Annotated in this window: 8 protein-coding genes; 5 read left to right on the forward strand and 3 right to left on the reverse strand. The window is 63.1% G+C overall.

The window, feature by feature from the left end; genetic code table 11:
- From ABJF10_RS26250 to ABJF10_RS26260, 3 genes are all read left to right on the forward strand, one after another.
- On the forward strand, positions 1–1,704 hold a 1,704-nt coding region (locus tag ABJF10_RS26250; protein WP_348547588.1), incomplete at its 5' end, for a tetratricopeptide repeat-containing protein kinase family protein.
- Entirely contained in the window at positions 1,701–2,258 is a 558-nt protein-coding gene (locus ABJF10_RS26255) for an ECF-type sigma factor (RefSeq protein WP_348547589.1), read from the forward strand. The genes ABJF10_RS26250 and ABJF10_RS26255, both read left to right, overlap by 4 nt.
- Positions 2,259–2,358: 100 nt before the next feature.
- Positions 2,359–2,940: a hypothetical protein gene (locus tag ABJF10_RS26260; RefSeq protein WP_348547590.1), complete on the forward strand. Its 582-nt coding sequence runs from the start codon at positions 2,359–2,361 to the stop codon at positions 2,938–2,940.
- Between the two features lie 103 nt (positions 2,941–3,043).
- On the opposite strand, the gene ABJF10_RS26265 is transcribed toward ABJF10_RS26260, so the two are convergent.
- Positions 3,044–3,757, reverse strand: coding sequence for a hypothetical protein (locus tag ABJF10_RS26265; RefSeq protein ID WP_348547591.1), 714 nt, complete (start codon positions 3,755–3,757; stop codon positions 3,044–3,046).
- Positions 3,758–3,844: 87 nt separating this feature from the next.
- Between ABJF10_RS26265 and ABJF10_RS26270 the strand changes: the two genes are divergently transcribed.
- Positions 3,845–4,210 carry a VOC family protein gene (locus tag ABJF10_RS26270; protein WP_348547592.1) on the forward strand — a complete coding sequence of 122 codons (366 nt, stop codon included), beginning with the start codon at positions 3,845–3,847 and terminating at the stop codon, positions 4,208–4,210.
- A gap of 37 nt (positions 4,211–4,247) precedes the next feature.
- Here ABJF10_RS26270 and ABJF10_RS26275 read toward each other — a convergent pair whose 3' ends face one another.
- Together ABJF10_RS26275 and ABJF10_RS26280 are read right to left on the reverse strand one after the other, a co-directional pair.
- On the reverse strand, positions 4,248–5,126 hold the full coding sequence (locus ABJF10_RS26275; protein WP_348547593.1) for a hypothetical protein: 879 nt from the start codon (positions 5,124–5,126) through the stop codon (positions 4,248–4,250).
- Between the two features lie 34 nt (positions 5,127–5,160).
- Positions 5,161–7,368, reverse strand: a complete 2,208-nt coding sequence (locus tag ABJF10_RS26280; protein ID WP_348547594.1) for an AMP-binding protein — start codon at positions 7,366–7,368, stop codon at positions 5,161–5,163.
- Positions 7,369–7,419: 51 nt separating this feature from the next.
- On the opposite strand from ABJF10_RS26280, the gene ABJF10_RS26285 reads away from it, so the two are divergent.
- A complete protein-coding gene (locus ABJF10_RS26285) occupies positions 7,420–8,730 on the forward strand; it encodes an MFS transporter (RefSeq protein WP_348547595.1) in 1,311 nt (436 codons plus the stop codon).
- Positions 8,731–8,824 lie beyond the last annotated feature (94 nt).

The following is an 8,824-nucleotide window of genomic DNA, read 5'->3' on the forward strand; positions in this document are numbered from 1 at the left end:
TCGAACATCCTCGTCACCCTGCACGACGGCGTGCCCGTGCCCAAGGTCATCGACTTCGGCGTGGCCAAGGCGACCCAGCAGCGGCTCACCGACCTTACCCTCTTCACGCAATTCGAACAGATGATCGGCACACCGCTCTACATGTCGCCTGAGCAGGCGGAGATGAGCGGCCTCGACATCGACACGCGCACCGACATCTACGCGCTCGGGGTGCTGCTCTACGAACTGCTCACCGGCCGCACCCCCTTTGATCCCAAAGAGCTGCTGAAGCGCGGCCTCGACGAAATTCGCCGCGCCATCCGCGAGCAAGAGCCACCCCGCCCGTCCACGGCGCTGAGCACGATGGCTGCCGCGGCGATGACCGCCGTCGCGCAAAATCGCCGGAGCGACAGCGCAAAACTCATCGGGCTCCTGCGCGGCGACCTGGACTGGATCGTGATGAAGGCGCTCGAGAAAAACCGCACGCGCCGCTACGACACGGCGAACGCCTTTGCTGAGGACATCCAGCGCCACCTCGCGAGCGAACCGGTGGTCGCCTGTCCGCCCAGCTTCGGCTACACGGCGGGGAAATTCATTCGCAAGCACAAGGGGCCAGTGATGACGGCGGCGCTCGTGGCGCTGGCGTTGATCGCGGGGTTGGCCGCTTCAACCGTGCTCTACCAGCGGGAAAAATCCGCATTGGCTGTGGCCGAATCCTCGCGAGCCAAAGCCGAGACGAGCACGCAAACAGCAATGAGCGAAGCCGCCAAAAGCGCGCAAATGGCGAACTTTTTGGCCGAGATGTTCCGTCGCATGGATGCCGCCAAGGGGCAGGACATTACCTTGATGAAAGCGATGCTTGATGAGGCGAGCAAACGGGCGACGGAGTTGCAGGACCAGCCTGCGGTGGAAGCTCAACTGCGCCAAACGATCGGCGGCGCATATCTGGCCTTGGGACTTACGGGAGAGGCACAGCAACAATTCGACCTTTACCGAATGCTCCAACAACGTGTGCCGGAATCGGAGTATCTCAACTCGATAAAAGCGATGCGAGAACAGGCGAGACTTTACTGGCAGGATGGAAAGCCTGCTTTGGCAGAAACGCTCTGCCGGCAGATTCTGGACATCTCGCAACGGGTGCTAGGGCCAGACCATCCAGAGACTCTGGCTGCGATGACTGATCTGGCGTGGGCTTATGTGCAAGCAGGCAAAAGTGACGAAGCAGTTCACCTATATCGAAAGAAACTGCAGATCGCCAATGACGCGAGGGGACCGACGCACATCGACACGCTTCAAGCACTGGACGACCTTGCCTTCCACAGCATGGGTTCCGGAAAATATGCTGACGCTTTGCCGCTCTACGTTCAGTTGCTGGAACGAGCGAAGCGCACGTTGGAGCCTGGGCATCCGTTGATCTTCCAGACGACGAGCCAATTGGACTTCGTCTATGCCCAACTTGGAATGTATGCCGAGGAAGAACCAATGGCTTTGGCCGCCTACGCAGGCATCAGGAAATATGAAGATAGCGGCGGGCACGCGCCGATGACGACAACCCAAGGCACCGTTCTCCTACACGACACTCTTCTTCGGTTGGTCAACCTCTACAATGCCCTCGCGAAACCCGATGAAGCCGCGAAGTGGCAGCAAAAGCTCGACGCCTACGACCAAGCCGCCGCCGCGCGCAAGAACTCCACGCCGGCAGACGCCGCGCCGGCCAAGCCGTGAGCGACATCAACCATCTCCTCGCTACGCTCCAGCAAGGCGACCCGGTGGCTGCCGACCAATTGCTCGTGATGGTCTACTCCGAACTGCGCCGGCTGGCGGCCGCCCGGATGGCGCGCGAGGCCCCTGGCCAGACGTTGCAACCGACCGCGCTCGTGCACGAAGCGTGGCTGCGGCTCGGGGGCGACGGCCAGCGCTGGGAGAATCGCGCGCACTTCTTCGGCGCAGCGGCCGAGGCGATGCGCCGCATCCTCATCGACCGCGCCCGGCGCAAGCTCGCCGCGCGCCATGGGGGTGGCGGCGGGCATGTGGATGTGGATGAAGTCGAAATCGCCGCGCCCGCGAAAGACGATGAATTGCTCGCCGTCCACGAAGCTCTCGACCTGCTCGCCGTCCACGATGCGCGCAAGGCGGCACTGGTGAAACTGCGCTACTTCGCCGGCCTCTCGATCGAGGAAGCCGCCACCGTGCTGGGCATCTCCGCACCCACCGCCAAGCGCGACTGGACCTACGCCCGGGCGTGGCTCTTTCGCACGATCCGCAGTGCGACCCTCTGAGGTTCCCGATGGTTTCGATACCCTTCCCACCGCAACCCTTCGCCGTGCGTACGGTTCGATACTGGAAGTTTTTCAAAAGGCAGTCCACATTGGCCCCACCATGAAATTCCTCCCCATCATTTTCCTGTGCCTCACGGCTCCATTGCTCCACGCGCAAAAGGGCGGCGGCAACCAGCCCACGACTCCGACCACTCCCGCAGCCACGCCTGCGCCTACCAACATTCCGATGTGGCGCTGCAACCTGCCCGGGGGCTCGTACTCCGTGGCCCTTCGCGCCATCGTTTCGGTGAGCAGCCACGAATATCTCGTCGATGGCCTGGCCCGCGTGACCGAAGTGAATATCGATACCGTGGGCAACGCCCTGGCCCGCTTTTACTACATTGAGCCGACCACCCCCAATTCCCCGATCGGGCTGGGGCAGGCGACTCTCGATAAGGCGCAACAGTTGCTCCAGCAAGGCGCCGCGCTCACCGGCCAGGACGTGTGGCAAAAGGTCGTGAAGAATTACCCGACGACCACGCACTCCCACACCATCGAGTATCGCGTGTCCGACAAGGACACCCTCACCAAGCTCTACACCAGCGCCGAAAGCTCCCTGCGCTTGAATCGCAATGCCGTCTTCGACGGCACGAACACCACGCAAACGGACCCGACCGTCACACCCGCGGTGCCGGGCAACTAAGGGGATTGGCGATTGCCAATTGTCGATTGGAATTAACGCGCGAATGCCCTGAGCGCGCGGCAGGCAAACCGAATTGGCAATCGCCAATCGGCAATCGGAAATATCAGTGCACCCAGCGGGCGCCGGGCGTGGAGACGATCGGCAGTTCGTCCGTCATGTACTGCGTCTTGCCGGTGGCCCCGATCATGGCCACGCCGGTGTCCTTGCGGAAGACCTGGCTCATGCTCTCGCCGGTGTGGCAGCTCCAGCTCTTCACGAAGGCGTCCTTCGAGAAAATGCCGCGCTGAATCTTGGCCATGTCGTCCTGGTGCAGCCACGCCTTCGACGCACTGTCGATGTTGTTGGAGTAGTCGAACATCCAGCAGGCCTTGTTGCTGTGGCCGAAGTATTCGAAGTCCGCGATCTTCACCTTGTCGCGCGGCTGGCCGCTGTTCAGGTAGGTGATGACTTCCGAGGGGCGGTCGAAGAAGACCAGCTTGACGTTGAAGGCATCGCGCACGCTCTGGATGTGGCCGATGAGGTCGTTGCCGTCCTGCTTGGCGCGGGCGAGGTAGGCCGGGCGATACACCAGCCAGGTGATCTGCGCACCGGGCGTCTCCTGCTGGATTTGCTCGATACGAATGCGCGAGGCCCGCACGAAGTTCATCCACCAGTTGTCATGCGGCGCGGCCTTCCATTTTTCCCACTGCCACAGGGAGACGCCACCGGTCAGGATGATGAACTCGCCGCTCGTCGCCTTGGGCTGCGGGTCCGCCGCGCGCACGGGTGCGGTGCAGAAGAGGAGGCAGGCGGCGAGAAATAGGCAGATGGAACGCATGGCGGGGAAAAATGCCTGCCTTTTGCCGGATGACAACCGGAAATCGCGATTGCACCGCGCAAGCCAGCAGTCGCATGGTAACGCCGCATGAGCGCTTCACCTCTCGGTTTTCTCCGCGTCAAAGTCATCGCGTTCGCCGTCACCGACCTGGACCGGGCCAACTATTTTTACCAGGAGACCCTGGGCCTGGCCCCGGCCTTCGAGGGCACCGAGGCGGTCGGCTGGCTGCTCGGCGAGACCATTCTGATGCTCAAGCCGGAATGGTATGCCCCGCCCACCGAAGCGCCCAACCCCCGCGTGACCATCGCCACGGAAAACGCCCGTCGCACCGAGGCGGTGCTCCGTTCGCGCGGTGTCACCATTTCCGACCCGGTGGAGACGTACGATGAATTCGACGTCGGCAGCTTCCTCGACAGCGAGGGCAACAAGCTGTGGTTCTGCTCGCCGTCTTGAGCGATGGCGGACCGCGGCCCGCTGTTCCTCGTGCAACCTATGTGGCGCTCGTTCCCATCTGCCCCGGCTCCCGGGAACCAACGCCACTCAAAGTGATCGCGCTCAACGGCGTCTTCCGCTCCACGGCATCCAGATTCAGGAACAACAATGCTCCGCCGACTTGACAGAATGAGAGCAGCAAATCGTTCAGCGTCTCGCGGAAAATTTCCACAAACTGGGATTGCGGGAGGAACGCCAGCGGCACGGCAATGATAAACATGGGAACGATCGGCGGCAGGAACAACCCGACCATTTTTCCGACGACCCGCCACCAGCGCCCTTTGACCAGGCCCTTGCTGTAATTGAGTGCGTGGGTCGACGCGCGTCCGCGTAGCGCCACCACATAGACGGCAAAGGTGTAGTAGCCCAAATAGACGATTCCCGGAACGATGAGGGCCAGCGCCCACAGAACCACGATCAAGCCCATGACCAGGTTGGTCCCGATGGCTGGCAGCCAGCGAGGCACCGCCTTTTTTAGAGCCTCGACGAACGACAACGAGCGCCCCTGGACCCGTTCGTTGACCACCCAGGCGATGCCAAGCACCGCCACGACTCCGACAAACGAATCCAGATACTGGGTCATGCGCCAGGAAGGGCGCATATGCTCATCATCTCCGGTCGAAGCCATGGCCACCAGCAGTTCAGACGGCAGCGAGACCAGCAACTGCAGGCCCACGATCGCCGGCCAATCCTGACGACAGATGCTCCAGGTTTTCTTGATGAGTTCCCAATACCCAAACTCATACTCGGCGAGCTCGATGGGCAATGCCGACGGCATGGGCGGAAGGCAACCTTCCTTGAGCTGTTGCACGACCAGCGGCTTGCAAGCCGGGCACACCCGACGTCCCTCGAGCACGATGAGATCGTCGTCATTCACTGCCGCACTACAGACCTGGCAAGTCGTCATAGACTCACGATTGCGCCGCCAATTCCTTGCACCGCTGGAGATCCAGCTTGCCGGTCCCCAGCACCGGCATGGCGTCGATCCGCTTGACGATCTTCGGGATCCACAGATTCGGCAGCCCGGCCTCGGAGAGCTTCTTGCGCAGATCCGTGCTGTTGATTTCCCTGGTCGTCAGCAGCACCAGCGCCTCGCCCTTCGCCTCGTCGGGAATCGCGGTGATCGCACACGTCCGCTCCCCTTCTCCGGCCAGGCCGAACGCTTCCACGATTCGTGACTCGACCGTCTCGTGCGGCACCATCTCGCCGCCGATCTTCGAGAAACGCGAGAGCCGCCCCTCGATGAAGCAAAAGCCATCCTCGTCGAAACGCGCCAGGTCGCCCGTCTTGAACCAGCCATCCTTCAGCACCTCGGTCGAGCGTTTCGGGTCTTCCAGGTAGCCTTCGAAGATATTCGCGCCCTTCAGCCACAGCATGCCCGTGGCGTGCAGCGAGAGCGGCGCGTCGGTCTCGGGATCGCAGATGCGCGCGGCGATGCCCGGCGCCAGCTTGCCGATGGAACCATCGCGGCTCGTGGGCTGCGGAGAATCACTGGGATGCGACAGTTGCACGTCAGGCAGATTGAAGGCCACAACCGGCGAGGTCTCCGTCAGCCCGTAGCCCTGCAAGACCTTCATCTTGAATTGCTCCTCAAAGGATTTCTGCAAATCCGTCGGCAGCTTCTCCGCGCCGGTGACGAGCAACTTGAGCGAAGCCAGTTGCTGCGGCTCGGCCTTGCGCATGTAGCCGCGCAGGAATGTCGGCGTCGTCACCACCAGCGAGACCTTGTAGCGCTGGATCAGCGCCGCGAGCTTCCCGATCTCCAGCGGATTCGGATAAGTCACAACCGTCACCGGCTCCATCATCGGAAAGAGCACCGTGACCGTGGCGCCGAAGCTGTGGAAAAATGGCAGCGAACCGAGCACGCTCTCGCCCCGCTCGAACTCGAGCATGAGTGCGAACTGCGCGACATTGCCAAGCAGGTTGCGATGCGTGAGCGCCACGCCTTTCGGCGTGCCACTCGATCCGCTGGTGAACAGCAAAAACGCCTCGCGACGATCCCCCTCGCGTGGGATGCACAGCGCGCGGGCCAGCACCCACGCCGGAACGAGCAACACCGCGGTGCGCCAGAGCGCGATATCCCGCTTCATCGGCGGCAGCACTTCGTCGAGCATCACCGTGTGCTCCGGCCACGGAAAATCGGGAAGCCGTTTCGACACCGCACGGGCCGTGATGCAATGCTTGATCTCCGCGATGGCCATCGAGGCCTCGATGGACGCCTTGCCGGCGGTAAAATTCAGGTTCACCGGCACCTTGTCCGCCAGCATCACCGCGAGGTTCACCACCAGGCCCGCCTTGCCCGGCGGGAGCACGATCGCAATGCGGTGCCGCGGGCATTCCCGCCGGATGTAACGGCTGAGCGTGATCGCCACGGCAAGCAACGAACCGCGGGTGAGTTTCGAATGGTCGAAGCCATCAATCACCGCCACGTCGAACTGATGCTTCTTCAACCCGCGCAGGCACGCCTCGCCCAGGTGCCCGCTCAGGAATGGCCGGTGCTGGTAGCAAAACTCCCCGAGCTCGAGAAACCGCGACCGCACCGTCGCGATGTCCGCTTCCTCCGCCTTGAGCGGCACCCCAAACGCCACGGTCACCGGGTACGGATACTGCCGCGGCCATTTTAGGAAAAACTTCCCGCCCTTGAAGGAAAAGATCGAGCCCCAGAGCTGGTCGAGCCACACCGGCACGACCTGCGCTTCCGCCTGGCGCGCGATGAGTTCATAGCCGCGCTTCAGGCGCAGCAGCATCCCGCTGCGCGAAAGCTCGCCCTCCGGAAAGATGCACACGATCTCGCCCGCCTGGATCGCTTCCACCGCCAGCTTCACCGCGTCCTTCGCCTTGCGCGGCGAGATGGGCAGCGCGCCCACCGCGCGGAAGATCGGATTGAGCCAGCGCAGATTGTAGATGTCGGCGAAGACTACGAAACGAATCGGCCGCGGACAGGCCAGTTGCAGCACCACGGCATCGACCCAGGTGAGGTGGTTCGGCAGCAGCAAAAAGCCGCCTTGGGGCAACTGTTCCACCCCATGCGCTCCCACGCGATAGACGAGCCGGGCGAGAAACTGGCCGACGCCACGGACGAAGCGTTCGGCAAAGGAGGGTTGGCGGGCGGATTCCACAGCGCGGCAGTATTGAGAATGGGCTTCCCTTGGAAAGACGAAACGCATGGGATGCCCGCGTTTCCGGGCATGCAGGACCAATCACCATCCACTCATCGTCACGCCACCCGCGCCCTCGCGCTCCTGCTGGCGATCAATCTGTTCAACTACATAGATCGCTACATCCTCGCCGCGATCGAGCCACTGATTTCCGATCAATTCTTCGGCGCCAAGGACGAGACGGCGATGGCCAAGACGGGCGCGCTGGCGACCGCGTTCCTCGTCAGCTACATGATCCTCGCGCCGCTCTTCGGCTGGCTGGCCGACCGGTTTTCGCGCTGGCAGATCATCGCCTTCGGCGTGGCGCTGTGGAGCCTGGCCAGCGGTTGGTCCGGCATGGCGGCGACCTTCACCATGCTGGTCCTCACGCGCGTTTTCGTCGGCGTCGGCGAAGCCGCCTACGGCCCCGCCGCGCCGACCATCATCTCGGATCTTTATCCCGAGGAAAAGCGCGGGCGGATGCTCTCCTATTTCTACGTCGCCATCCCGGTGGGCAGCGCGATCGGCTACGCCTTCGGCGGCGCGGTCGGCCAGCACTGGGGCTGGCGCTGGCCCTTTTACCTCGTCACATTTCCCGGCCTCGTCCTCGCCGGGCTCTGCGTCTTCATGCGCGACCCGCGCGGGGTGCGCGCCCGCACCGACGCGACCCACCAAAAGCCGAAGATCAAAGTCGCCGACGTCCTCGCCCTTTACCGCATTCGCTCCTACACGCTCAACACGGCTGCCATGGCCGCGATGACGTTCGCCATGGGCGGCATGTCCTTCTGGGTCCCTCGCTATTTGTATACCTATCGCGCCGCCGATTTCGGCGGGCATCCCGACCTCGGCAAAATCAATTTCACCTTCGGCGCCATCACTGCCACCGCCGGTCTGCTCGCCACCATCCTCGGCGGCTGGACCGGCGACCGCGTACGCCGCCGCTACCCGAGCGCCTACTTCCTCGTCTCCGCCGTCACCATCTTCTTCGCCTTTCCCGCCACCGTCCTGATGTTGTACACGCCCTTCCCCGGCGCGTGGGTGCTGGTCTTCCTGTCGATCTTCTTCCTCTTCTTCAACACCGGCCCGGCCAATGCCGCCCTCGCCAACGTCACCCCCTCTGGCACCCGCGCCACGGCCTTCGCCCTGAACATCCTCGCCATCCACATCTTCGGCGACGCCGTCTCGCCCCCGCTCATCGGCTGGATCGCCGGCAAGTCCAACATGAACACCGCCTTCCTCGTCGTCTCCGGCATGATGGCCGTGGCCAGCGTCTTCTGGCTGTTCGGCGCCCGCTATCTCGGCCGCGACACCGCCGCCATCACGGCCAGCGAAGCGGCCACCTAAGCCCAGGCGCAATCGCCTTTCGCCTTTCGCCCCTCGCCTTTCCCTCCTACTCTCCCGCCATGTCCGAAACCCTGACCCCGATGATGCAGCAGTA

Source organism: Chthoniobacter sp. (assembly GCF_040003245.1).
In the GTDB taxonomy this organism is placed as follows: domain Bacteria; phylum Verrucomicrobiota; class Verrucomicrobiia; order Chthoniobacterales; family Chthoniobacteraceae; genus Chthoniobacter.